The sequence below is a fragment of the Ruegeria profundi genome (assembly GCF_001507545.1).
GTDB classification, from domain to species: Bacteria; Pseudomonadota; Alphaproteobacteria; order Rhodobacterales; family Rhodobacteraceae; genus Ruegeria; species Ruegeria profundi.
Map to the genome: position 1 here is coordinate 596,275 of NZ_LQBP01000001.1, position 23,410 is coordinate 619,684.

The window sequence follows — 23,410 nt, forward strand, 5'->3', positions numbered from 1 at the left end:
AGTTCAGGCCCGCTCAAACCCGCGGGCAACTTCCCAATCCGTCACGACACGTTCAAATTCCTCGATCTCGACCTCGGCAGCGCGTGTATAGTGATCGACAACATCATCCCCCATGGCGGCCCGCAACATGGCCGAGCCATGCAGCGCATCCCGCGCCGCGCGCAAGGTGCCGGGGATAAGCCCGGTTTCGCCTTGGTAGACGTCCCCCGTGGTGGGGGGTTGCAACTCCAGTTCTTCTTCGATGCCCGCAATCCCTGCGGCCAGCATCCCGGCCATCGCCAAATAGGGGTTCATGTCCGAGCCCGGAATACGGCATTCGATACGAACGGCCTTGGTCCCGTCACCGCACAGGCGGAACCCAGCCGTGCGGTTGTCCACCGACCAGATGATCCGTGTCGGCGCAAAGGTGCCCTTCATGAACCGTTTGTAGCTGTTGATGTAGGGCGCCATGAAATAGGTATAATCGGCAGCGTACTTCAGCAGGCCGGCCATATAGTGTTTCATCAGCGCCGACATGCCCAATTCGTCCGCCTCATCAAAAAATGCTGGCCTGCCGTCGGCCCATAGCGACTGGTGCACATGGCTGGAACTGCCGACCTTGTCATGATGCCATTTCGGTAGGAAGGTGGCCGCGTGACCATGTTGCCATGCGATCTCTTTCACCGCGTTCTTGGCGATCGAGTGATACTCGGCGGTCTCCATCGCGGGCGCGTATTTGATGTTCAGTTCTTCCTGCCCGGTCTCAGCTTCGCCCTTGGAGTTCTCGACCGGAATGCCCGCGTTCCACAGATGGTTGCGGATCGGGCGCATTACGTGTTCTTCCTTGGTGGTCTGAAGGATGTGATAGTCTTCGTTGTAGCCCGAGATCGGCTCAAGATCGCGGAACCCTTCCTTGCGGATCTGGTCAAAGCTTTTCTCGAACAGGAAGAATTCCAGTTCGGTCGCGCACATCGCGTCATAGCCCATCGCCTTCAGACGGTTGACCTGCTTTTTCAGGATCGACCGGGGCGCGTGCGGCACTTCTTCGTGCGTGTGATGATCCAGCACATCGCACATCACCATCACCGTACCGTCCAGCCAAGGCACCGGGCGCAGCGTATCCAGGTCAGGCTTCATGACATAGTCGCCATAACCACGTTCCCAGCTGGTCGAGGCATAGCCATCAGGCGTCGCCATCTCAAGATCGGTGGCAAGCAGATAGTTGCAGCAATGCGTTTCCTCCCACGCGCCAGCCACGAAATGACCCGCATGAAACCGCTTGCCCATCAAGCGACCCTGCATATCCACCATACACACCAGAACCGTGTCCACGGACCCATCAGATACCTGCGTCTTGAGATGTTCAAACGTGAGCATGTGCCACCCTTATCCTTGCCGATGCCTGATCATCGGCCCTGTGTTCCGTTTGACCCGCCCCGAAACCGGGGCGGGTCGAATTGGCGACCCCTTAACCGTAACGGTAGGGGCGTCCAGCTTTCTGCATATCGGCGTTGTACTTCTTGATGATCTCGACAACCTTCGCCTTCGTCTCAGATTCGGCTGCGATTTCATCCCAGAACTCCACGGCGGCGGCTTCGACCTGTGCCCATTCCTCGTCCGGGATCGAGGTCAGCTGCATCTTATCGCCATTCACTCGCAGCGATGCCTCGCCGCCCCAATACCACCACTGGCGGTAGTAATGCGACTGGTCGGTGCAGACGCGGAACAGCGTCTGCAAGTCTTCCGGCAGTTCATTCCAGCGGTCCATGTTGGCAAAGAACGACCCTGCCCAAGCACCCGAGATGTTGTTGGTCAGGAAATAGTTGGTCACATCGGCCCAACCGACGGTGTAGTCTTCGGTGATGCCCGACCATGCGATGCCGTCCAACTCGCCGGTCTGCACGGCGACTTCGATATCTTCCCACGGCAACGTAACAGGCACCACGCCGAACTGAGACAGGAACCGGCCCGCAGTCGGGAAGGTAAAGACGCGCTTGCCCTGTAGATCCGCGAGGCTGTTGATCGGGTCCTTGGTGGCAAAGTGGCACGGATCCCACGCCCCGGCACTGATGTGTTTTACACCGACCTTTGAGTATTCTTCGTCCCAGATCTCGTTCAGGCCGTACTGGTTGAACAACACCGGAACATCCAGAGAATAGCGGGATGCAAACGGAAAATACCCGCCGAAAACGGTAACTTCGGTGGGCGACGCCATCGAGTCATCGTCCGATTGAACCGCGTCGATAGTTCCCTTCTGCATGGCGCGGAACAGCTCGCCCGTGGGAACAAGCTGGTCGGCATAGAACAGCTCGATCTGCATCCGGTCGCCGGCGATCTGGTTGAACATCTTGATCGCCGGGTCGATCACATGCTCAGCCAGCGCCGGACCAGCATAGGTCTGCATCCGCCATGTGATCGTGTTCTGGGCCAGCGCGGGCGTGGCCAAAGGCGCAGCGGCGACGCCAACACCGGCAGTCTTTAGAAACTTACGTCTTGTAGTCATGTCAATTTCCTCTCTGTTGAAGTTACCTGTGCCCATTCACCGGGCATTCTTGTTAGTTTCCATAGACATAACCGGGCAGCCAAAGGGCAATATCCGGAAATACCATTATTATTATCAAGGCGAGAACCATCACTCCGACAAACGGAACGATCGAGCGGTAAATGTCTCTCAACCCGATCTCGGGCGGTGCCATTGCGCGCATGAGAAACAGGTTATAGCCAAACGGCGGCGTCATATAGGCAATCTGAGTGGTGATCGTATAAAGCACCCCGTACCAGATCAGATCAAACCCCAGCGCGCCTACCAGCGGTACGTAAAGCGGGGCCACAATAACCAACATGGCCGTGTCGTCCAGAAACGTACCCATGACGATAAAGCTCAGCTGCATCAGGATCAGGATCATCCACGGCGACAAACCAAGCTGTTCGGTGAACAGATTCTCGATAGCCTTGACTGCACCCAGCCCGTCGAACACCGCCCCGAAACCCAGTGCCGCCAAGATGATCCACATAAACATGCAAGAGATTGCGAGCGTCTGCTTGGTGCAGTCTTCAAAGATTTTCCATGTCATCCGGCGTTTGATGACTGACACGACCAAAGCGGTCAGCGCGCCGATGGCCGAGCTTTCGACCAGCGAGGTCCAGCCATTTACAAACGGCACCATCATCGCGGCGAAGATGATCAGCGGCAGTGCCCCTGCCCCCAGCAGCCGGATTTTTTCGGACCACGGCACCTCATGCGCGTCTTCCATCGCAGGGCCAAGCTGTGGCTGAATGCGACAGCGCAGCCAGATATACACGATAAACAGACCCGCCATCAGCAAGCCCGGCAAGATACCGGCCAGCCAAAGTTGCCCGACCGGCTGCCGCGCGATCATGGCGTAAAGCACCAGCACGACCGAGGGCGGCACGAGGATACCAAGGCTTGACCCGGCCTGAATGACTCCGGTCACCATCGTCTTGTCATAGCCGCGCCGCAACAGCTCGGGCAACGCGATGGTTGCACCAATGGCCATACCAGCGACACTCAGACCGTTCATGGCCGACACCAGAACCATCAGGCCAATGGTTCCAATCGCCAGCCCGCCATTTACTGGCCCCATCCAGACATGGAACATTCGATACAGGTCATCGGCCAAACGGCTTTCCGACAGCACATAGCCCATGAAAATAAACATCGGCAGTGTCAGCAGTGGATACCACTTCATCAATTTCATCGCCGCGGAAAACGTGATGTCCTGACCCCCGGTTCCCCACAGCGCCAATGCAGCGATCGTCGCAACCGCACCTATGGCACCAAACACACGCTGCCCTGTGAACAGCATCAGCATCATCAAGGCGAACATGAAGATGGCAATAAATTCCTGGCTCATGCCCGCTGCACCCCGATCTCCTGCCCGTTGAGCCGGGCTATGTCTTTGAAAAATTCCGATATCGCCTGCAGCAGCATCAGGAAAAAGCCGAACACCATGATGGCTTTGATCGGCCAGATATAGGGGCGCCATGCGGTCGAGGATCGCTCAAGCCGTCCGATCTCTTCACTGCCCGACAATAGGCCTAAGAAGTACGAAAGCGGCTGATCCCCCCAATAGCCAAGACTATACGCAGTTGAGCCCAACCCGCCGTATAGAAGAACGCCCAGATACAGGATCAACAGAAGAACCGTGAAAGCATCGAACCACGCTTTCTTGCGTGGGCTCCAGTTATGATAAAACAGGTCCATCCTTACGTTCGACCCCATCTGGATCGAATATGGCCCGCCCACGATGTAATAGGTCACCATCGCGAACTGCGCCACTTCAAGCGTCCAAAGCGAAGGCAGGAAGAAGGTCTTCGAGATCGAGGACCAAAGCAGGATTCCCATCAACGCGAACAGGCCCCACATCATCACGCGACCGATCCGATAGTTTACCGCGTCGACGACGCGCACATATGCCGCCATCGCCCCGATCATGCCGCTCCCCTGTCTTGGAACCCTGCCAGCGTTTGGGTGATCCACGACACAAGACGCTCGGCCATCACGCGTTGCTGGTCCGGCGTGCGGATCAAATCATTCCGAACCTCGATCATCACATTCGCCAACCCGTTCGGCAGAGCCTGCGCATCCAATGTGTGCGCCACCCCGTCCGCGGCCGAATAGGGTTCATTTAAACGCGTTACATGTGGCAGATCATCAGGCACCGTTGCCATCATCGCCATTGCAAACCGGTCGTCGCGCCCATGCAGGATGCCCAGCTCTACCTCTCTTTTGCGGCCATGATAAACCGGGGTAAAGCTGTGCACAGTTACCATCAGCTTTAGCGAGGGACGGTGTTTCTTGATCTGGTCTGACACTGCAGTCGAAAACGGGATGTAGATGTTCTTGATGCGGGCTTGCCGCTCATCCGGTGTCATCGCGATGTTGGCGGGAATGTCGTAGTGTTCGCTTTTGACCGGCATCGCGCCTGCGGCCTCGGGCGGGCGGTTGCAGTCATAAACAAGTCGCGAAACTCCACCATGGACCAAGGGCGCTTGCAACAGTTCCGACATATGCTGCGCAACACCCAACGCACCCGGGTCCCAGGCAATGTGACTGCTCAGCGTTTCGGACGCCAATCCCATATCACCCAGGTATTCAGGGATGCGGTTGGACGCGTGTTCGCACACCAGCAGCACCAAAGCTGTGCCGTCCGCCCTGTCCGTGTGAACAACCGTTCCAAAGTCCAATGTGCCGTCCTGCGATTCCATGAAAGAAGTCTGCGGAAAAAATTCCACACGACGCATTCCCCTGTCAATATTTTTCCTGTACAAATTCAATCACACCTTGTCGTGCTGAAAAATTTTTAACATGCGCGATTAAAACCTAAGCAGGAGGACCCAGGGTGCGGGTAACGGACAGGCTGCTGGCCCATCGGGATGAAATGACCCCATCCGAAAGGCAACTGATAAGTGTGCTGCTGGACGACTATCCCATGGCTGGTCTGGGCAGCATCACCGAGCTGGCCAGTTCGGCGTCGGTTTCCACAACGACCGTCGCACGTATGCTGCAAAAGACCGGGTTCGATGGCTATCCGCAGTTCCAAGCCGCCCTGCGCGGTGAAGTGAAAGAGATGATCTCGGGACCTGCTGCAAAGCGGAACGTCTGGCAGAACGACCTGCCCGAGGAACACATCCTGAACCGCTATTCCCAGCAGGCGCTGGCCAATCAAAAACGTACGATTGATGAGGTCGACCCGGCAGAGTTCGACAGTTTCTGCAATCTGCTCAGCGACCCCAAGCGGCGCATCTTTATCACCGGGGGCCGTATTACCGGGGCGTTGGCGCAATACCTGTACCTGCACCTGCAAATGATACGCCCCGACGTGAGAATGCTGCCCTTTGCAGCCTCTTGGACGCATGACCTGCTGGACGTGCGCAAAGATGACGTGTTGATCGCGCTGGATGTGCGGCGCTATGAGAATTCGACAATGTTGATCGGGCAATTGTGCCAAGAGCGTCAGGCCAAGATCGTTCTGTTCACCGACCAGTGGCGTTCCCCCATTCACAGGTTGGCCGAGCATACTTTTGCGGCACGGATCGCTGTGCCTTCTGCGTGGGACTCGATGTCTGCCATCCTGATGCTGATGGAATGCGTGATTGCCGAAGTTCAGGAACGCCTGTGGGATTCGGTGAAAGAGCGCACGGACGAGCTGGAACAGGCGTTTGACCGTACAAAACTGTTCCGGAAGTTCGGCCAAAGCTCTGGGCCTTAGTTCCAAAGTGATACAATAGAATGTGATGACTGTTGCCACCGGGCCGGTGGGTCGTCACTTTGAGCGCATGACCTTTGTTACCGAAAATCAACTGCCGCTGCTGCTCCTGTCCTTTCTGATCGGGACAGTGGGCACTGCTTTTCTGTTTCGCAAACCAGCCGGGCATCGGACATGGAAGCTGGCAGACCTGGTGTGGGTCGTTCTGGGCGGGATTGGTGCGCTGGTTGCGGTTTTGGCAGGTCTGTACACGTCAGATAGTTCACGGCTGGACAGGCAGATCGACGTGGCCTATGCCGCGACGCTGGCCTTTGACCGCGACGCCGCCCGGTTCCGTTTGCGGTTCTGCGACCCGGCCTATGATCGGGACATGGCCGTATTATGTGACAAGGTCGAGTTCCTGTCGGCCTCAACCGCCAATAATGCCGATCTGCCCTTGTTTATTGCCGTGACGAACGAGGTCGCCCCGCTTCAGGGCATACAGTTTCTGTTCGGCCGCAAGGCAAAAAAAGAGCATGATGATCTGCGCACCATGGCTGCAAAGGCTGATGCGTTCGACATTGATCAATTTCTGGTTTTCACCACGCTCGACGACGAAACCCAAGCCGCAATTGACAACATGCGCCGCAAAGTGCCTGCAATTGCAGGGGATTACCTGATCCTCGCCCAAAGCTACGATGACCTGATTGCACAGGTCGGCAAGCTGAAGGATGAATGGGAATACCTGCAGGCCAATGCGCATATTCTGGTGCTGCAGATCGTTGCGCTATGTCTGGTCAGCTTTGCCGCGCCCTTCCGTCTGGGCAAGTCCATCGTTGAACTGCGCACAGTTTTCAGCGCCGATACGCCTGCGCAAGCTTATTCGGATCAGCCCCAAGAAAATACCGCGTCAGAGTCCAAAGATTCCGCGCGCCCCGACGCAGCCAGCCCGCCCGTGCATAGCGGTCCGCACTCGTGACCGCGTGGGGGCTCAGCAAGGTTATTCCGGGCAAGACCCGCACCAGCGCGACATCCTCCATCAACGGCTGATCCGGATAACCTCCGACGGTTTCATACAATCGACGCGGCACCAGCAATCCCTGATCACCGTAAGGCAGGCCAAACATTCGGCTGCGCAAATTGGCCCACGCCGCAACCCAGCGTGGCATGAAACCCTTTGCCTGAAAAGCAAGGCGAAAAGCGGCGGGTTTGCCCGAGGGTAAATGTGCGCTGACTGCGGCGCTCCACCCCTGTTGCAACTGCGTATCAGCATGCAAGATCAACATCCAGTCACCTGAGGCCTCGGCGCAGCCCCGCCGCAACTGCCCCCCGCGTGAGGTCGCGCCGGTGACGATCCTGGCGCCCGCCGCATTTGCAATTTCAAGTGTCAGATCGGTCGATCCACCGTCGGTTACGATCAGTTCTCGGATCAGCCCTGCGTGTAAACCCTCGGTCACGGCTGACAGAGTATCCGGCAAGCTGTCAGCCGCATTCAAAGTTGGAATTACAATGCTGATCGGTGCTGGCACGGTTGATACCCTCTGGTCATGGCGGCGCGAACTCATATATCACGAGGCCAAGGAAAAACACGAGGACCACCCAATGCCCAATCGTCGCATTCTACGCCTGAGCGGGTCGGACACTGACAGCTTTCTTCAGGGTCTGGTCACAAATGACATTGCCGGTCTGGAAAACGGCTTGGTTTATGCGGCTTTGCTGACCCCTCAGGGCAAGTATCTGGCGGATTTCTTCCTTAAACGCGATGGCGACACGGTGCTGCTGGATGTGGCCGATACCATTGCTGACGACTTCGTCAAACGGTTAACCATGTACAAGCTGCGCGCCGATGTCAGCATTAAAGACAGCGGTCTGAATCTGCAACGCGGGACTGGTGCCCCGCCCGCAGAAGCTCTGCCTGATCCGCGCCACCCGGATATGGGCTGGCGGGCTTACACGGACCAGGCCGAAAGCGACGACGGCACAGATTGGGACGCCATCCGTGTGCGGCACTGCATCCCTGAAACCGCGATCGAACTGACCGCCGACAGCTATATCCTTGAATCGCGGTTCGAAGATCTGAAAGGTGTCGATTTTAAAAAGGGGTGCTACGTCGGGCAGGAAGTCACCGCGCGCATGAAGCACAAGACCGAGCTACGAAAAGGTTTGAGCGTCGTCAGGGTCGACGGCTCTGCTCCGGTAGGGACCGAGATCACATCTGGCGGCAAACCGGCTGGTAAGCTGTTCACCCAATCGAACGGCCGCGGAATCGCCTATTTGCGCTTTGATCGCGCGAACGGAGAGATGCAGGCCGCAGACGCCACAGTCACATTTGACCGCTGATATGTTGCCAATCCGGCACGACTTGCGCGTGGCCAATCAAAGCACCGTTTGAACCGGACCCGCGACACTGACAAACTGCGTTAAGTTCACTGAACGGATGCGCATATGTTAAAGTTGTATCAGGCAATCTGGCGGGCCAGCGCCGGGCGGCAGATTGTTCTTATTGTCCTGTCGATTGCCATCGCGGGGCTGGCGGCCGTACCGTTGGAGTTTCAGCGCGATATCATCAACCACCTGACATCGGACAGTATCGAAACCGAACGTCTGACCTATCTTGCCGCAGGTATGATGTCGGTCATCCTGCTGAGCCTTGCCTTGAAATGGCTGTTGGGTTTTCGGGCGGGCACACTTGGCGAAGATATGATCCGCCTGATCCGGCAACGCCTGCTTGCTCGTGCATCAGACGTGGAGGACACGGAAGGCTCGGTGAAAAAGGGCACCATGACCACTGCCATCTCGGCCGAGGCGGAAGAGCTGGGAAAGTTCGCAGGCGGAGCTTTTTCGGACCCGGTGGTGCAAATCGGAACGCTTATCAGTGTTATCGGCTATATCTCATCCACGCAGCCGTGGCTTGGTCTGATTGCCTTGTCCATGATAATACCCCAGATCGTCATCGTATTGATATCGCAACGTAAAGTGAACGTTTTCGTCGCCGATCGTGTCCGAATTCTGCGCAGTGCCACTGACAAGCTGACGGTCGAGGACATCGATACAGTAGCCCGCGACATTGATGCCCGGTTTGACGAAATCTACGAAACCCGCCGCCGCATGTTCCTGTGGAAACTATCGGCGAAATTCCTGCTGAGCGTCATAAACGGAGCAGCCACTGTCGGCGTCCTGATGCTGGGTGGGTATCTGGTTTTGCAGGGTAAAACAGACGTCGGGACCGTAGTCGCCGCCACCAGTGGCCTTAGCCGTATTCAGGGACCCACCGGTTTTCTGATCGCCTTTTACCGGCAGGTCAGCGCTAACCGTATCAAATATGAATTGATGCTGGAACTGTTCGGCCCGAACCCTGAACGTTATCGGCTTCCCAAGCAAGCAAAATAAAAGACCGCGCGCCCCTGGCCTGCGCGGTCTTTTCACCTTTCGCGGTCTTTTCACCTTTCGGCAAACGCGGGATTACGCACGTTCCGAGTATTCCATGGTTTCGGTATTCACGACAATCGTTTCGTCCTGGCCGATGAACGGCGGCACCATGACCTTAACCCCATTGTCCAGGATCGCAGGCTTGAACGAGTTCGCAGCCGTCTGCCCTTTGACCACCGGCTCAGTCTCAACAATTTTGCAGGTGACTTTTTGAGGCAACGTCGCGTTCAGCGCCTCACTTTCATAGAACTCAACCACGATGGTCATGCCATCCTGCAGAAACGGGCGACGCTCACCCAGCAATTCGGCAGGCAGTTCGATCTGTTCATAGGTTTCGGAATCCATGAACACCAGCATCCCGTCGGATTCGTAAAGGAACTGCTGATCCTTCTGTTCAAGACGCACACGTTCAACCTTATCGGCCGAGCGAAACCGTTCGTTCAGCTTTGAACCATTTCGCAAGTTGCGCAGCTCAACCTGCGCAAAAGCACCGCCTTTACCGGGCTTTACATGGTCAACCTTCACAGCGGCCCATAGCCCGTCGTTATGCTCAAGCACATTGCCGGGTCGAATTTCGTTCCCATTTATCTTGGGCATGACATAAATCCTTTACAAACGGTTGATGCGTCAGTTCCCGTCCCTATATCTGGCGGGATAATTCGTGGCAAGAGAACCAGATTTGGCGCTGCAAGGGCAGCGAGCTATGCAAATGACGCAACGCAACTATGCATTTTAGATGTATCCGAATCGCACCTAATAGGTCATAAGGACCGTCACGCCGAAAACGCAAGAGCAAGAACAACAAGGAAAACGAGATGAAAGATTTCGTTGACGGCACTGCCTTTAACAATGAGCAAGGCAATCGTGCTCGTAAACTTTTTGCAGCCGTGGTGTTGGCTGCACTCGATGACGCCATTGCTGACGACAAGAAATACGGCAATGGACCGGAACAAATTGCCCGCTGGGCACGCTCGCGCGATGGGCGCGAGGTGCTTTCCTGCGCGGGTATCGACCCGAATGAACGGGTTGTAAGCGGATTGATGGAGTTCGTCGGTCGTGGTGTGCGCACCTCGGTCGCGCTGTCGCGTGAAGAAAGCGAACGTCGCAATGCCGCTCAGCAGGCTGAGGCTGCCTGAACCAAGGCGACTTTTGAATGAAAAAACGCGCCCCCGCTCATTGGGGCGCGTTTTTCTTTTGCAATCCTGAATGTGCAATACCACTGCTAAAAACCTGGTACCCGGGGCTTTCCCTTTGACATCAAATCAGGTCATCTGCGCCCAACGCACAGGAGACGACCATGGTTCGTGCCATCATGATTCAGGGAACCGGCAGTAATGTCGGGAAATCGGTTCTGGTGGCCGGGTTGGCGCGGGCGTACACCCGGCGTGGGCTCCGGGTTGCACCGTTTAAACCCCAGAATATGTCAAACCACGCCGCCGTAACCGAAGACGGGGGTGAGATTGGGCGCGCGCAAGCTTTGCAGGCACGTGCCGCGATGCGCCCGACGCATACGGATATGAACCCGATCCTTTTGAAGCCCGAGACCGACACCGGTGCCCAAATCATCGTTCAGGGTCAGCGGAAAGGGACAATGAAGGCCGGTGACTACCGCAAAGACAAATCCAAATTGCTGGGCGCTGCGCTTGAAAGCTTTGACCGGCTATGCGGCGATGCCGATCTGGTTCTGGTCGAAGGTGCGGGCAGCCCGGCTGAGACCAACCTGCGCAAGGGCGACATCGCCAATATGGGCTTTGCCTGCGTCGCCGATGTGCCCGTGGTTCTGGTTGGCGACATTCATCACGGTGGCGTTATTGCGCAAATCGTGGGTACGCAGGCGGTTCTGGACGCCGGTGATCTCGCGATGATCAGGGGCTTTGCAATCAATCGGTTCAGGGGCGATGTAAGCCTGTTCGACGAGGGGCGTGATGACATTGCTGCGCGCACGGGCTGGCCCTGTCTGGGCGTCGTGCCGTGGTTCAACGACGCGTGGCGCTTGCCTGCCGAGGATATGATGGACATCCGCTCACACAGCGGCGGCACCTGCAAGGTGGTCGTGCCGCAGCTGGAGAGGATGGCCAATTTCGATGACCTTGATCCGCTGTCAGCCGAACCGGGTGTCACGGTTGAAATCATACCCCCTGGACGCCCCCTGCCCGGCGACGCCGATCTTGTGCTGCTGCCAGGCAGCAAATCCACAATCGGTGATCTTGCGTTTTTTCGGGCGCAAGGCTGGGATATCGACCTCTATGCCCATGTCCGTCGGGGCGGTCATGTACTGGGCTTGTGCGGCGGGTTTCAGATGCTAGGCAAAACCATCGCCGATCCCGAGGGGGTCGATGGCAGCGCGGGTACGGTTGATGGGTTGGGCCTTTTGGACGTAACCACCACTATGGCTGGAAAAAAGCGGGTCACGTTGCGGACCGCACGCTCGGTTCCCGACAACGATCCAGTGACCGGATATGAAATCCACATGGGCCGAACCGAAGGTCCCGATTGCAATCGCGCCTGGCTTGAGATTGATTCCCGTCCCGAAGGCGCTGCCGACAAAACAGGCCGCATTCGCGGCAGCTATCTGCACGGCATATTCTCATCTGACGCCTTCCGCGCCCGCTATCTGAGGGAACTGGGCGCGGTATCCGACTTGCTTTATGAGGATGGGGTCGAGGAAACGTTAGACGCGCTGGCCGACCATCTTGAACAGCACATGGATCTTGACCACCTGCTGAATTTGGCCCAGCCGCCCAAACGTTTGTAGGTTTATTCCACTTCCTGTTCTGCCAGCACGCGAAAGATCTCGCGCCGCACCATTTTGCGAACGTTGCGGGTGATGCGCTGGCCCAAAACGCCCTGTAATTCTTCACGTACAACCTGAGCGATCAACTCTCTCAAGGCGTTATTGTCCAGTTCCGGCGCGGTTTGGTCTACATCGACCTTGGGCGCTTCTGCAGCTACAGCTTGCGGGTCGCGGACAAAAGTGGCCTTGGTTTCAGACTTCTGCTCCTCCGACGCAGTGTCGGATAGGCTGGAGCTGTCCGAGACGATAAACTCGTCCTCTGCATGCCAGTGAAGCGTGTTGGTCGTCGTGCCAGAGTAAGCATCATCGCTGTCGCCGTCCGGCTCCCACTGATCCTCGGTATGGGCAATGGCAGCCTCCAACGCTTCGATCTTGGCGCTCAGACCACCAGAAACGTCTGGCTCGGGCTCGACTTTGGTCTGCTGTTCTGCTGCTGGTTCGGCATACTTGATGATGTCAGAGGTCCGCAAAAGCATCGGCTGAACGGAATCCTCGGCCTTATAGCCGGGTTCTGGGTTTTCGCGCTTCGGGTTTGCGTCCGGTGTCGTTTCACTGACACGCAATGCGTCTGTAAGCACCAACCTGCCGGGCTTTCGCGACCCAACCGGCGCAAAAGCACTTTGGGCATCCCTGCTGTCTTCGCTGACCAAACGTTTAATCGAGGACAAGACGTCCTCGATTCCCGTTTTTACGACTTTATCCGTCATTGTTCTCTACCGCTCTATCCTCAGGATCGAGTGTAGCCAAACAAGTCGGACGTCACAACAGGTAGTATCCGCCCTCAGTCGCGACGCAACGCTTTGAGGACGCGATCCAGATCTTTGCTCTGCCGGCTGACCTGGGCCGGAGCCTTTTTCACCAGGTTGTAGTAGAGCGTGGGATCATAGATCTGCACAGCCAAGCCCAGACGTTCTGCCGTCAGCAGACCCTGTGCCTGCAGAAGCTCATAGGCTGACCGTGTGCGTTCAACACGTGATCTTACCTCGGCCAGCTGCGCATCCAGCAAGTCCTGCTGCGCATTCAGAACATCCAAGGTCGTCCGTGCGCCAAGTGTCGCTTCTTCCCGGATACCATCAAACGCAACTTGTGATGCACGAACCCGTTCCGTCGATGCCCGCAAACTGGCTGAAGCTGCCTGAAACGAGGCAAAAGCATCGACTACGCCTTGAGTAATGTCCTTTTGGACGTTTAGAAGGTTGGCGCGCGACGCATCCCGTGTTGCCATCGAGCGACGCACGCTGGCAGCCAACCGGCCACCCGCATAGATCGGCTGCTCAAAGCGCAGAGCGATTGATGCATCTTCAAGATTGTCATCATTGTCATAGCTTTCACGGATACCAGCATCCGCAAAAAGCCGGACATTTGGCCCGAGATTGGCGCGCTGCTGCTGCACCTGCAAGTCAAGAGCGCGTACTTCGTGCTGCGCAGACAGAATGGCAGGATGGTTTCGCTGTGCCAGTGCAACCGCCTCAGCCTCGGACCCTGGCAAACTGGGCAAACCCGGCAGGCCCGCCGTACGCCCCGGCGCGTTACCTACTGCATTGACGTATTCCGCCTGTGCCTGCGCTAGAAACCCGCGTTCAACCGCCAGATCAGCCTGTGAGCTTGCCAACTGTGCTTCGGACAGAGCGACGTCCGTGCGCGTCACTTCACCCACATCGAATCGATCCTGAGACGCCCGCAGTTCCTCGGACGACACGTCGACGTTGTTCAGGCGAATCTGAACCGCCTCTTCTTGTTCAAGAACAAACAAGTAGGCATTTGCGGCACGGAACAGAACAAATTGCTCAACATCAAGCAGAGCTTGTCGGGTCGACAAAACGATTTCCTGCGCAGATTGCTTGCCCAGCACCGAGAAGCCGCCATCATAGACCAACTGGCTTAACGTGAGTCCCGTGAAAAAGGTAGACGGCTCGTCGCGCGTGACAACATCACTCACTGTAGAGCGCGTATAGTCCTGACTAACCTCGACCGCCCAGTTGATGATCGGACGCAGCGCAGATAATGCAATCGCTACATCTTCATCAGCCGCACGCAGCAACGCGCGGTTTTGCTCCAGCAGACCGCTGGTGTTATAAGCCCCGATAAAGGCGTCTGTCAGGTTATCAGCCCAAACCGCACGCCCCGGCACAGCACTGAGCGCGATCCCCGCAGTCAGTGCAAGTGCCTTAACAAACCTTCCCCCTGTCCTTGAACGCATACCCAATTCCTTCTAAAAAACAAAATTACGCTGCCCTGAGCGCAGTTTGCGCGTTTGTTTTCAACTAATCAAGGCAGCAGAACAATATGCGTAAGAACTATAGCGAAAATGCACACTCAGTGCAAAATGCCTTTAAAACCGGGGCATTGGCATTAAATGCGTAGCGCCACGTTACTTGTCCGCCAGATTTGTGGCCAATCCGAACGGTGCCAAGCTTTCCTTCGACAAACAAACAGGCGATGCGCCCACGATCTTTCAACTGTTCGATCAGCGCGTCGGGTACCTGCTCGACCCCGCCCTGAATCATGATGACATCATAAGGTCCGTGCTCGGTCGCGCCTTGTTCCAACGGACCGACGTGTACAATCGCGTTGTCAGCTTCGGCTTCCATCAAAAGGGTCTGCGCCTCTGCCGCCAGAGCCTCATCCTCTTCCACTGCGACGACCAACTGGGCCATGCGGGCTGCCACCGCGGTTGAATAGCCCAGCGCGGGGGCGATATCCAAAACCACCTCGTCGTTCGAGATGTTCAACGCATCCAGCATTTTTGCAAGTGTCCGCGGCTCAAGCAGACAACGTCCGCTCCCAAGATCGATGATACCCTCGGCATAGGCCGCTTCGCGATGCGAATCCGGCACGAAATTCTCCCTCTGGACGGTTAGCATTGCGTCAATGATGGGGAATTTCGTGACATCCGAGGGTCGGACCTGTGTATCAACCATCGTACGGCGTCGGGTTGCGAAATCTGTCATTTGATCGCTCATGTTAGTCCCAAGGATGCTTGGCTTGTGCCATATCTGGACGAAACCAGCAACGGCTGTGGTGTCGAAAGTTGAACCGAAGTCCAGACGCGTAGAGTTCAACCTTGGTAAGCCCCGACACATGAGCGCGGATTTTTACATCCAACCCACTGGACGCCCCCCTAGAAAGGTGCTAAAACGCCGGGCACACCACGTCAAGTAATTGATTTTACTTATAAAGGCGAGTTGGCGGAGTGGTGACGCAGCGGATTGCAAATCCGTGTACACCGGTTCGATTCCGGTACTCGCCTCCAAATAAAACACCTTAAGATATTGATTTTAAAGGGAAATTTTGCCCCACTAGCGTTTACTCTACTGAACTCCGCAACAAATCCCGCAACATTCTTTGTTGATTTACTTGCGTAAGGTGTCAAGTAACCTGTTGGCAAAAAAGGACTAATCTTACCACTTTGCGTCAGAGATTGAATGATTTGGCCTTGCACGGACCTGGGTTACAGTACAATAAGTTGTGCCAACAAGCTGAAAATTCAGCATAGAGTTTAGCTACCGGAGTTCTAATGAAGAACCTATTTCCTCAGTTCGATCCCGGGGCGACAAAAGACTTTAGAGCTATTTGGGGCCGAGCATTGTTTGTATTCGACACGAATGTTCTCCTAAACCTTTACCGCTATCAGTCGTCAACGCGAGACCAACTGCTGGAAGTTATCGGGAAGCTATCAAATCGGATTTGGATACCACATCATGTGGCGCTCGAGTTTCAGAGAAATCGTCTGAACGTTCTTGCCGATCAAAACAAACGCTTCGCTCAAGTCCGAAAAGCAATCGGCTCAGCACAATCCGAACTTCGAAAAGGTCTTTCAGAGCTTCAGTTGGATCGTCGACATTCACTAATTGACCCGACGCCTTTGACCTCTGAAATAGACAAGTTGGTCTCCGGATTTTTGTCGGACTTGGATGAGATCAAAGAGAAACAACAAAAGCTCACCGAAGCTGATCCGTTGAAAGAAAAGATCGAAGCACTTTTTGAGAAAAAGGTTGGCGAACCACCTAAGGACCAAAAGGAAGTCGAGGAACACTACAAAGAGGCAGAGCGGCGGTACAAATCTGAAATCCCGCCCGGGTTTCTCGATGATGAAAAAGATAAAGACGATCCAGACACATATATGCACAACGAGATCGTTTATAAATGTAAATATGGGGACTACTTAGTTTGGCAACAACTTTTGTCGCACACCAGCGCCTCGAAAACGGACACAGTGATTTTCGTCACCGACGATTCTAAGGCGGATTGGTGGTGGATAGTGAAGTCAGATGGTCCTAAAACTCTAGGCCCACGCCCCGAGTTAATCGAAGAAGCTAAGTTGAGGGGAGAGATTTCCTCTTTTCTACTGTACAAGCCTGAAGCCTTTTTGCAGTTTGCTGAAAGTTATCTTGGCACGGATATCTCAAAAGACACCCTCGCCGAAGTTAGGGACGTGTCGACCGTACTTTCCGAAAGACAAGAAGAGAAATTAAAGACCCGCAGGTCGTACAAGATAGCGGAAGATGCTGTCTCAAGGTGGTTAACTCTAAGATATGGAGAGGTTTTCGCCAACGTTTATGGTTTTCCTGATTTCACCGTGGAGACCGAGAACAAAAAACTAGGCTTTGAAGTAAAACAAACTGGCAACTCCGAACTGGTAATGCGCAGGATTCGGGATGTTACGGACAGAATAATATACGAAAATGCCCAGAGCGACTTTGATGTGCTCACACTTATTCTGGTCGCAACGACCGAAAGTGAAGCCAACAAAATTACTGAAATTCTGCGCAAACGTCGTTTCAGAGGAATGGCCAGTAAACTTCGATTTCTCGTAGGAGTATTGGACTATCCAGACGGATACCAAGCTGAGTTTTTTGTATTGGCAAAGATTTCTCCAGACGAAAACGACTAGAAAAACTTGGCAGTGGACAGTGCTGTAGTCCCGCAACAAATCCCGCAACATTTTCAGCCAATGAAAACAACAAAATTATTATAAGTAATTGTTTTTAAATCAAATACTTATGAAAGTTAGTTTGATTTCAAAACAGGTACTCGCCTCCACTTCTCTGAAAACACTAACTGTTTCAAAACCACGTGTGGTGCGTCATTTGGCCCGGCGGCCTTGTGGAATAACTTCGTAACCGGGCTCTTCCGGCTCGTCATCCATCATTTCGGTTGGAAATCCCGGAGCGGTGATGTCCAGCCCCGTGGCTTCTTCCAACCGCTTGATAATGTTTGGCGACAGTTCACGTTCGCCATAGCGGGCGATCCCGTCATTGAAGATTTGGATCATCACCGGGTTGATTTCCAAAGGTACGCCAGCGCGGTCGGCGACGTCCTGAAAGAGGCCGATATCTTTTTTCACAAGATCCATCGTGAAAGAGATGTCACGGGACCCGTTCAAAATGACCTGGCTTTCGGTTTCATGGACAAACGAAGTACCTGACGAGATCTTGATCGCCTCATAGGTCGTGTTCAGATCCATCCCGGCCGCCTTTGCTGTCACTAGCGCTTCGGCGCAGGTGATCAGGTTGGCGGTGGCCAGATAGTTTGTAAGCACCTTCAGGACCGAGGCAGTTCCCAGATCGCCTGTATGCAGCACGCGCCGTCCCATCGTGGTCAGGAAAGGCAAGATGCGCTCAAAGGTTTCCCGGTCGCATCCGGCAAAGATCGAGATGTTGCCTGTTGCCGCACGGTGGCATCCACCTGAAACCGGGCAATCTACGGCTGCACCTCCGCGCTCGATGACCATCGCGCCAAGGCGTTTGACTTCCGCCTCGTCCGTCGTCGACATCTCCATCCAGATTTTGCCCGGCCCGACTTCGGGTAACATTTCCTGCATAACCGCGTCCGAGGCAGCGGGCGATGGCAGGCAGGTTATGACAGCATCGCAATCCCGCATCATTTGTGCCGGGTCTTCTGCCGCTTTTGCGCCCTTAACCACGAATTCGGCCACCAGATCGGGGTTAAGGTCATGGACCGTCAGGTCAATTCCGTTTCGCAACAGCGATCCCGACAGCTTACCGCCCACATTTCCCAAACCGATAAAACCGACTCTCATCTTTTCCTCCTGACGGTCGCAGTTCGGGCAAGTATCCGTTTTGCTTGCTGGGAAAGAAAATGAATAATAAGTCAAGTTATGGTCAAAAAATTTTGGTGATAAATGGACCGGCTACCGAACCCCGCATGGCTACGCAGTTTCGAATCGGCCGCGCGGCACCTGAATTTCACGACGACAGCGCGGGAGCTTGGGCTGACGCAAACGGCGGTCTCTCTTCACATTCGTTCGCTCGAAGCCGAACTGGGGCAGAAACTGTTCACTCGAAATGCGCGAAGACTGGAGCTGACCGAGCTGGGGCAGTCCTATTCCCTGACGGTCCGACGGGCCTTGGCCGATATCGCACTGTCGACCAACAGCTTGTTCGGCCCTGCATCCCACCAGACCCTGACAATCCGCGCTGCGATTTCCACGGCGACCTACTGGATCGCCGCTGAACTGCCGGGATTTACCGAACAACATCCGGATATCCCTGTTCGCGTGGTGTCACACATCTGGAATGACAGCGTGGCGCCCGGTGATGTAGACGTGGAAATCCGGCTAGGATACGGAGATTGGCCGGGGGTGCGGTCCGAAAAACTGACCGAAGAAAAACTGGTTCCGATATGCCGCGCCACTGGCCGTACGCCGGACCTTGAGCAGCTTAAAGACGCGCCGCTCATTCACATCCTCGGATATGAGGACAATTGGGCGCGCTACTTTCAGGCCAATGGCATTGCTGCACCGGATAAAGCGTCGCGACATTCGGTGGATACATCAGTCGCAGCCCTGCAACTTGTGATGGCAGGCGCCGGGTGCGCGACAATTCTGGAAAGGTTTGCCCGAAACGTGATCCGGCAAGGCGCGCCGATTGCCATCGCAGGCCCGGCGGTTCCCTTTGCGCAGTCGCACTATCTGATCAGTTCGCATGCGACGTCCCAACCAACGGCAGCCGCCGGTTTGTTCTGTTCCTGGCTGCGCGACGGACTGGCCGCGAACGTCACTGATTGACACGGGCTTGTTGCTTTTCTGACCCGAAAGAATTCACTTTGCGCCTCGCGCTCGACGACCTCGCACGTGCGATACGTTGCGTCCGTTCATTTACGGATGATAAGGGAATGCGTCAGCGGAACTGGCGGCCTATCGGTTGTCCGACTGACGCGGCGCAACAGGTCAAAAATAACTTGGCACTATTCACCCGAAGGCCCGGCATCAAGCAGGAGCTGCTGATTACGGGGGCGTTTGCAGGATTTGGCTGAGTGAATCCCGCCAAGCCGCTTAAGGGTCCGGGTCCAATGTGGCTGGATCATGGATATTTATTTGCAGAAATAGCACTAGCGCTGGGTTGCAACGCTGTTTGCCGCCATTGATCCATCTATCGGCACTTGGTACCAGCCTGATTGCGCGCGGAAATGTGCGTGCGCTGCTCGTCGTTTTCTGGCACAACCACATATAGCTTACTTAACGAGGCATTATGATGCGCGCGCTTTGGGGTTTTCTCTGCCTTCTGGCCCTGCCCGTCTGGGCCGAGGAGCGACTACCGGGCTGGGCGGTTTATCCAACTGGCAAAAGCTTTGATGATCTTGTTACCGACACCAAGGCGGCTGTGAAGGACAACGGATTGATCGTTGTCACTCAGGCCGGGCCAACCAAAGCTGCCGCGGCGCGCGGAATTGTCATTCCCGGCAACCTTGTGATCGGCGCGTTCAATAATGACTATGCCGTGCGCGTTCTGGAAACCTCGGTCAACGCGATGATCGAGGCTCCGATCAGGTTCTACGTGACCGAAAATGAAGACGGCACCGCAACACTGTCTTACAAAACCCCCAGCTTTGTGTTCGCACCCTATGCGGACGAGGGCGGAGAGACCCTGAAACACATTGCACAGGAACTTGACGCCAAGTTTCAGGCAGTGGCGGACTCAGCAGTCAAATAGTCACACTGCCGTGAACCTGCTTGCGCCCGGGCGCGTCCTCCGCATTCTCCTGTCTAACAGAATTTTCGGAGCATGACTGATGCATGACGATTCACCCCGTGCGGCTGATCTTTTAGCCCAACGACTCTACGAAGCCGGATGCCGCCACGCGTTCGGTATGCCAGGGGGCGAAGTGCTGACCCTGGTGGATGCGTTGGAACAGGCGGGGATCACCTTTCACCTGACCAAACACGAAAACGCGGCCGGGTTCATGGCAGAGGCCGTTCACCACCGCGATCGCGCGCCTGCCATTCTGGTCGCCACCCTCGGCCCCGGAGCCATGAACGGGATCAACGTTGTCGCCAATGCGCTGCAGGACCGGGTGCCAATGATCGTGTTGACAGGCTGCGTCGATGCAGATGAGGCGCTGACCTACACGCATCAGGTCATGGACCACGCGCAGGTTTATCGGTCGATCACGAAAGGGACGTTTACGCTGACCGCGCAAGGGGCGGATATCATTGCGGACAAGGCGGTTTCCCTCGCAAACCAGCCCCGCCCCGGCCCGGTGCATATCGACATTCCGATCTCGATCGCGGATACGCGCGTGTCTGGCGTCAAACGCCGTCGTTTGGCAAAGCCTGCCGCCGTCGCACCCGAGGGGAATTGCGTAGAGAAAGCGCGCCGCTGGGTGGCCGAGGCTGAACGACCAATCGCGATCATCGGTCTGGATGTGCTCTATGACAACTCGCGAAATGTGGTGCAGGCGTTTCTGGAGCATTTCAACATTCCGTTTGTGACAACATACAAGGCCAAGGGCGTCCTGCCCGAGGATCACCCGCTTTGCCTTGGTGGTGCGGGTTTGTCGCCGCTGGCCGATAAGCATCTGGTTCCATTGGTCGAACAAGCCGATCTGGTACTTTGCCTCGGGTATGACCCGATCGAAATGCGCCCCGGCTGGCGCGAAATCTGGGACCCCGCGGAAAAGCGCGTCATCGAAATCTCAGCCGTGGTCAATGACCACTACATGCATCAGGCTGGGTTGAACCTTGTGGCCCATATCGGTGCTACGCTGGAAGCCATCGCCAAGGGCAATCCCGCCCGCACGACCTGGTCTGAAGGCCAACCCCAGCAAGTCAAGGCTGCGTTGGCAGAGGCCTTTCCCACGGATGATGACTGGGGCCCTGCGGCCGTCATCGCCGAAGCGCGCGCCACTCTGCCTGCGCATACTCTGGCAACTGCTGACAGCGGCGCGCACCGCATCCTGCTGAGCCAGATGTGGGATTGCCATGAAGAGCGTGGGCTGATTCAATCCTCAGCGCTTTGCACCATGGGATGCGCGGTTCCAATGGCCATTGGCCTGAAGCTGGTCGAGCCGGATCGCCCCGTGATCAGCTTTTCGGGCGATGCCGGGTTCCTCATGGTCGCCGGAGAGCTATCAACCGCTGCCGAGATGGGGGGAAATCCGATCTTCCTGGTTTTTGTCGACGCCAGCCTGGCCTTGATCGAACTGAAACAGCGGCAGCGTCAGATGGGCAATACGGGCGTGGACTTCGACCGTCACGACTTTGCCGCCATGGGTCGCGCCTTTGGCGGAAACGGCCACACCGTTCGCAACAGGGAAGAGTTGCGCGCGGCGCTGAACGAAGCCATGAAGGCCGAAACATTCACCGTAATTGCGGCTGAAATTGATCGTGGGGGATATGATGGCCGGATCTGAAGGACCGCTGAAGGGTATCAAGGTTCTGGACCTCAGCCGCATTCTGGCAGGGCCGACCTGTACGCAATTGTTGGGTGATCTGGGGGCCAGCGTGATCAAGATCGAAAACCCCACCACAGGTGGTGACGATACGCGGCAGTGGGGCCCACCTTACGTTGAGGACGCGGATGGCAACCGCTCGGACCTGAGCGCCTATTTCATGGCGGCCAACCGCAATAAGAAATCCGTCGCTATCGACATCGCCACACCCGAAGGTCAGGCGCAGGTCAAACGGCTGGCTGCGCATGCCGACATATTGATCGAGAACTTCAAACCCGGCGGCCTGGCGAAGTATGGGCTGGATTATGCGTCCGTGTCACAGGAATTTCCCAGCCTCGTGTATTGCTCGATCTCCGGCTATGGCCAAACCGGACCGAATGCCTCCAAGCCGGGCTATGACCTGATGGCGCAGGGCTATGGCGGGATCATGTCGCTGACGGGTGACCCTGACGGCGCGCCGATGAAAGTTGGTGTTGGAATTGCAGATGTGATGTGCGGAATGTACGCCTCGGTCGGAATTCTGGCGGCTTTGCGGCACCGCGACCAGACCGGGGAAGGTCAGCAAATTGACCTTGCGTTGGTTGATACCCAGATCGCGTGGCTGATCAATGAAGGCGTAAACTATCTGACCTCGGGTGATGTCCCGCAGCGGCGGGGCAACGGGCATCCCAACATCGTGCCTTACGATGTCTATGAAACCGCCGATGGCCACGTTATTCTGGCCGTAGGAAATGACGGCCAGTTCCGCCGGTTTTGCGATTTCATCGACCACCCCGATCTGGCGGATGACCCGCGCTATGCCACAAATCCAGCCCGGTTGGAGCATCGCGAAACCCTGAACGCGGTTCTGCGCCCCGCGCTGCAATCCCGCGACACCGCCGCTGTCATTGCCGGGTTGGAGGCGTGCAAAGTGCCGGTTGGCCCAGTCAAGACGCTAGATCAGGTTTTCGCAACGGATCAGGTCGCTGCCCGGCAGATGCAAATCGCCATGCAGGCCGGACCGGGCGAGGTTCAATTGATCGGGAATCCACTGAAACTTTCGCGCACGCCGGTCACCTATCGCAACGCGCCGCCAGAATTCGGGGCAGACACACAAGCTGTTCTAAACGCTGAAAATCCGTTCGATGACTGAAACACTGTGCCTAATTCGGCGGCATGTTGCTGAAACATGCCGTTGAATCGGCGGTTTTTTTCAAGTTTTCCACACACAGCCTTTCACCAATTCGAGAGCACAGGCGATACTGATACGACGCCGTCGAAGTCTCTGCTACATCAGTTAGAACAGATGCTCTTGCTTGAATGGATC

General features: G+C 56.0%; 21 protein-coding genes, 1 tRNA gene and 1 pseudogene. 12 read left to right on the plus strand and 11 right to left on the minus strand.

Annotation, left to right across the window (positions count from 1 at the left end):
- Positions 1 to 3 precede the first annotated feature (3 nt).
- The 5 genes from AVO44_RS02950 to AVO44_RS02970 all read right to left on the minus strand — a co-directional run bounded on the left by AVO44_RS02950 (position 4) and on the right by AVO44_RS02970 (position 5,208).
- Complete coding sequence (locus AVO44_RS02950; RefSeq protein WP_068332258.1) at positions 4 to 1,356, minus strand: glutamine synthetase family protein; 1,353 nt, start codon at positions 1,354 to 1,356, stop codon at positions 4 to 6.
- Between the two features lie 91 nt (positions 1,357 to 1,447).
- Entirely contained in the window at positions 1,448 to 2,482 is a 1,035-nt protein-coding gene (locus AVO44_RS02955; protein ID WP_068332688.1) for a TRAP transporter substrate-binding protein, read from the minus strand.
- Positions 2,483 to 2,534: 52 nt separating this feature from the next.
- Positions 2,535 to 3,854 carry a TRAP transporter large permease gene (locus tag AVO44_RS02960; protein ID WP_068332261.1) on the minus strand — a complete coding sequence of 440 codons (1,320 nt, stop codon included), beginning with the start codon at positions 3,852 to 3,854 and terminating at the stop codon, positions 2,535 to 2,537.
- Entirely contained in the window at positions 3,851 to 4,435 is a 585-nt protein-coding gene (locus tag AVO44_RS02965) for a TRAP transporter small permease subunit (protein ID WP_068332264.1), read from the minus strand. Before AVO44_RS02965 ends, AVO44_RS02960 begins: the two co-directional genes overlap by 4 nt.
- A complete protein-coding gene (locus tag AVO44_RS02970; protein WP_068332689.1) occupies positions 4,432 to 5,208 on the minus strand; it encodes an N-formylglutamate amidohydrolase in 777 nt (258 codons plus the stop codon). The genes AVO44_RS02965 and AVO44_RS02970 overlap by 4 nt, the downstream gene beginning before the upstream one ends.
- Positions 5,209 to 5,342: 134 nt before the next feature.
- On the opposite strand from AVO44_RS02970, the gene AVO44_RS02975 reads away from it, so the two are divergent.
- Together AVO44_RS02975 and AVO44_RS21780 are read left to right on the plus strand one after the other, a co-directional pair.
- A complete protein-coding gene (locus tag AVO44_RS02975; protein ID WP_082677364.1) occupies positions 5,343 to 6,212 on the plus strand; it encodes a MurR/RpiR family transcriptional regulator in 870 nt (289 codons plus the stop codon).
- 67 nt (positions 6,213 to 6,279) lie between these two features.
- Positions 6,280 to 7,035, plus strand: a pseudogene (locus AVO44_RS21780) (hypothetical protein); the annotation flags it as partial.
- 7 nt (positions 7,036 to 7,042) lie between these two features.
- Here the strand turns inward: AVO44_RS21780 and AVO44_RS20565 are convergent.
- Positions 7,043 to 7,717, minus strand: coding sequence for a TIGR04283 family arsenosugar biosynthesis glycosyltransferase (locus AVO44_RS20565; RefSeq protein ID WP_082677365.1), 675 nt, complete (start codon positions 7,715 to 7,717; stop codon positions 7,043 to 7,045).
- 73 nt (positions 7,718 to 7,790) lie between these two features.
- Between AVO44_RS20565 and ygfZ the strand changes: the two genes are divergently transcribed.
- On the plus strand, positions 7,791 to 8,528 hold the full coding sequence (ygfZ, locus tag AVO44_RS02985; protein ID WP_068332694.1) for a CAF17-like 4Fe-4S cluster assembly/insertion protein YgfZ: 738 nt from the start codon (positions 7,791 to 7,793) through the stop codon (positions 8,526 to 8,528).
- A gap of 105 nt (positions 8,529 to 8,633) precedes the next feature.
- A complete protein-coding gene (locus AVO44_RS02990; RefSeq protein WP_068332267.1) occupies positions 8,634 to 9,578 on the plus strand; it encodes an ABC transporter transmembrane domain-containing protein in 945 nt (314 codons plus the stop codon).
- A gap of 72 nt (positions 9,579 to 9,650) precedes the next feature.
- Here AVO44_RS02990 and efp read toward each other — a convergent pair whose 3' ends face one another.
- Complete coding sequence (gene efp, locus AVO44_RS02995; RefSeq protein ID WP_068332270.1) at positions 9,651 to 10,214, minus strand: elongation factor P; 564 nt, start codon at positions 10,212 to 10,214, stop codon at positions 9,651 to 9,653.
- A gap of 218 nt (positions 10,215 to 10,432) precedes the next feature.
- Here efp and AVO44_RS03000 point away from each other — a divergent pair, with 218 nt between their 5' ends.
- Both AVO44_RS03000 and AVO44_RS03005 read left to right on the plus strand, forming a co-directional pair.
- On the plus strand, positions 10,433 to 10,753 hold the full coding sequence (locus AVO44_RS03000; protein ID WP_068332272.1) for a DUF6280 family protein: 321 nt from the start codon (positions 10,433 to 10,435) through the stop codon (positions 10,751 to 10,753).
- A 161-nt stretch (positions 10,754 to 10,914) separates the two neighbouring features.
- Positions 10,915 to 12,372 (plus strand): cobyric acid synthase, encoded by a 1,458-nt coding sequence (locus AVO44_RS03005; protein WP_068332275.1) that lies wholly within the window; start codon positions 10,915 to 10,917, stop codon positions 12,370 to 12,372.
- A 2-nt stretch (positions 12,373 to 12,374) separates the two neighbouring features.
- On the opposite strand, the gene AVO44_RS03010 is transcribed toward AVO44_RS03005, so the two are convergent.
- The 3 genes from AVO44_RS03010 to AVO44_RS03020 all read right to left on the minus strand — a co-directional run bounded on the left by AVO44_RS03010 (position 12,375) and on the right by AVO44_RS03020 (position 15,362).
- Positions 12,375 to 13,118 (minus strand): hypothetical protein, encoded by a 744-nt coding sequence (locus AVO44_RS03010; RefSeq protein ID WP_068332277.1) that lies wholly within the window; start codon positions 13,116 to 13,118, stop codon positions 12,375 to 12,377.
- 74 nt (positions 13,119 to 13,192) lie between these two features.
- Complete coding sequence (locus AVO44_RS03015) at positions 13,193 to 14,611, minus strand: TolC family outer membrane protein (protein WP_068332281.1); 1,419 nt, start codon at positions 14,609 to 14,611, stop codon at positions 13,193 to 13,195.
- Positions 14,612 to 14,708: 97 nt separating this feature from the next.
- Positions 14,709 to 15,362, minus strand: a complete 654-nt coding sequence (locus AVO44_RS03020; protein ID WP_068332696.1) for a protein-L-isoaspartate O-methyltransferase family protein — start codon at positions 15,360 to 15,362, stop codon at positions 14,709 to 14,711.
- Positions 15,363 to 15,590: 228 nt separating this feature from the next.
- On the opposite strand from AVO44_RS03020, the gene AVO44_RS03025 reads away from it, so the two are divergent.
- Positions 15,591 to 15,664 (plus strand) — tRNA-Cys (locus AVO44_RS03025).
- A gap of 264 nt (positions 15,665 to 15,928) precedes the next feature.
- Positions 15,929 to 17,305 carry a PIN-like domain-containing protein gene (locus AVO44_RS03030; protein WP_068332284.1) on the plus strand — a complete coding sequence of 459 codons (1,377 nt, stop codon included), beginning with the start codon at positions 15,929 to 15,931 and terminating at the stop codon, positions 17,303 to 17,305.
- 192 nt (positions 17,306 to 17,497) lie between these two features.
- On the opposite strand, the gene AVO44_RS03035 is transcribed toward AVO44_RS03030, so the two are convergent.
- On the minus strand, positions 17,498 to 18,454 hold the full coding sequence (locus AVO44_RS03035; RefSeq protein ID WP_068332288.1) for an NAD(P)-dependent oxidoreductase: 957 nt from the start codon (positions 18,452 to 18,454) through the stop codon (positions 17,498 to 17,500).
- A gap of 102 nt (positions 18,455 to 18,556) precedes the next feature.
- Here AVO44_RS03035 and AVO44_RS03040 point away from each other — a divergent pair, with 102 nt between their 5' ends.
- From AVO44_RS03040 to AVO44_RS03055, 4 genes are all read left to right on the plus strand, one after another.
- A complete protein-coding gene (locus tag AVO44_RS03040) occupies positions 18,557 to 19,441 on the plus strand; it encodes a LysR substrate-binding domain-containing protein (protein ID WP_068332290.1) in 885 nt (294 codons plus the stop codon).
- Positions 19,442 to 19,907: 466 nt separating this feature from the next.
- Positions 19,908 to 20,366 carry a DUF302 domain-containing protein gene (locus AVO44_RS03045; RefSeq protein ID WP_068332699.1) on the plus strand — a complete coding sequence of 153 codons (459 nt, stop codon included), beginning with the start codon at positions 19,908 to 19,910 and terminating at the stop codon, positions 20,364 to 20,366.
- Between the two features lie 79 nt (positions 20,367 to 20,445).
- A complete protein-coding gene (locus AVO44_RS03050) occupies positions 20,446 to 22,065 on the plus strand; it encodes a thiamine pyrophosphate-binding protein (protein ID WP_068332293.1) in 1,620 nt (539 codons plus the stop codon).
- Complete coding sequence (locus AVO44_RS03055; RefSeq protein WP_068332702.1) at positions 22,052 to 23,236, plus strand: CaiB/BaiF CoA transferase family protein; 1,185 nt, start codon at positions 22,052 to 22,054, stop codon at positions 23,234 to 23,236. The genes AVO44_RS03050 and AVO44_RS03055 overlap by 14 nt, the downstream gene beginning before the upstream one ends.
- Positions 23,237 to 23,410 lie beyond the last annotated feature (174 nt).